This is a genomic window from Vibrio sp. OPT46 (assembly GCF_015163535.1).
GTDB classification, from domain to species: domain Bacteria; phylum Pseudomonadota; class Gammaproteobacteria; order Enterobacterales; family Vibrionaceae; genus Vibrio; species Vibrio alginolyticus.
Genome location: NZ_JADDYG010000397.1, coordinates 90,082 through 92,221 on the forward strand (window position 1 = coordinate 90,082; position 2,140 = coordinate 92,221).

Sequence of the window (2,140 nt, forward strand, 5' to 3'; positions counted from 1 at the left end):
ACTAATGGTAAATCTTCGACTGGACGGCCATCTTGCTCAAAACGTTTCAACGTCGCAGAGCTCAAATATAGCTGGCTTAGAATGTCACCAAGACGTGCTGATAGACGCTCTTTACGCTTCAAAGAGCCACCTAGCACTGCCATTGAGATATCCGATAGCAGAGCAAGGTTTGCACTGTAACGGTTCAATTGTTGGTAGTAACGCTTGGTTGCATCTTTGGTTGGTGATGAAGAGCCCAGACCGTCGCTCAAACCAAACCAGATACTGCGCACTAGGTTACTCATTGTAAAGCTCACGTGACCAGCAAGCGCTTTATCAAATTTCTCGACAGCATTACTTGCTTCAGAATACGCCGCGTTCATTTCTTCAAGAACGTACGGATGGCAACGGATTGCGCCTTGGCCAAAGATGATCATTGAGCGTGTTAGAATGTTAGCACCCTCAACCGTTACCGCGATTGGCGCACCTTGGTAACCACGAGCTAGGAAGTTAGAAGGTCCCATACAGATACCTTTACCGCCTACGATGTCCATTGCATCGATGATGCTTTGCTGGCCGCGGTGCGTACAGTGATACTTCACGATAGCTGAGATTACTGAAGGCTTTTCACCTAAGTCGATACCCGCAACGGTTAAGTTGCTTGCTGCATCCATCACGTAAGCATTACCACCCAAGCGTGCTAATGGTTCTTCAACCCCTTCCATATGGCCGATAGGCTGTTTGAACTGACGGCGAATACGTGAGTAAGCACCGGTTGCCATTGCCGCAGTTTTGATGCCACCTGTTGAGTTTGAAGGTAGCGTGATACCACGTCCAACCGACAGACACTCAACCAGCATACGCCAACCTTGGCCCGCCATTTTTTCGCCACCGATAATGAAATCGATAGGAACAAAGATGTCTTTACCGCGCGTTGGACCATTTTGGAATGGCACATTGAGTGGGAAGTGTCGGTTACCAATCTCAACACCTTTGACATCAGTTGGGATAAGCGCACAAGTGATGCCAAGATCTTCTTTGTCGCCTAGCAAACCTTCAGGGTCGCGAAGTTTAAATGCTAAGCCTAGTACCGTTGCGACTGGCGCTAGGGTGATGTAGCGCTTGTTCCAAGTCAGGCGCATACCCAGTACTTCTTTTCCTTCCCATTCGCCTTTACAGACCACACCGTAATCTGGAATAGAGCCTGCGTCAGAACCCGCTTCTGGGCTCGTTAAGGCGAAACAAGGGATTTCCTTACCTTCAGCTAGACGCGGTAAGTAATGATTTTTTTGATCTTCAGTACCGTAGTGTTGCAGTAGCTCACCTGGGCCCAAAGAGTTAGGAACACCAACGGTAGACGATAGAACGCCAGAAACACCCGTTAGTTTTTGTAGTACTAGTGATTGCGCGTATGCTGAGAATTCCAGACCACCGTACTTTTTCTTAATGATCATGGCGAAGAACTTATGATCTTTCAGGTATTGCCAAACTTCTGGCGGTAAGTCCGCGAGTTCATGGGTCACTTGGAAATCACTCACCATGGCGCACACTTCATTCACAGGGCCGTCTAAAAAGGCTTGTTCTTCCGCACTTAACTTAGGTGCTTGAATCGCGTGTAGCTTTTGCCACTCTGGTTTGCCTTTAAACAGTTCGGCTTCCCACCAGACGGTACCTGCGTCTAACGCTTCTTTTTCGGTTTGAGACATAGCTGGCAGCACTTTCTTGAAAAGTACTAACGCTTTGCGGCTAATTAAAGACTGACGTACGCCAGGAACCGCGAGCACAGCTGCGGCGAGAACGTAAATAGCCCAACCAATAACGCCGACAGTTCCTGCTACTGTAAGAGCCAGCATGGCCGCGGTGAGTAAGCTAATAGATTTCACGAGAGACATGCGGTGGTAGAGCGTAATGCCTAGCACGATCGCCATCGTGATGATTGAGAGCAAGATGTCCATATATATTTTCCTTTTCAGACTTTATAAGTTTTGTACGTCTGTATGTTAGGTAAGAGGTCTAACCAGTTGGTTTAAGTGTAATCAAAATATTAAGGAAATGTAAAACACAAGATTGGATAAAAAGTGATCTAAGTAGAGTTAAAATTCTAAAGTTGAGATTTGAGTGATGGTTTCATGAGCAAGTTGACAAGTTTATTACCATCACT

At 46.7% G+C, this 2,140-nt stretch carries 1 protein-coding gene; it reads right to left on the reverse strand.

The annotated features are described in order from the left end of the window. Nucleotides 1–1,934, reverse strand: a 1,934-nt coding sequence (locus IQR33_RS18550; RefSeq protein ID WP_228013982.1) for an acyl-CoA dehydrogenase, incomplete at its 3' end; no start/stop codon positions are given. Between the last annotated feature and the right edge of the window lie 206 nt (nt 1,935–2,140).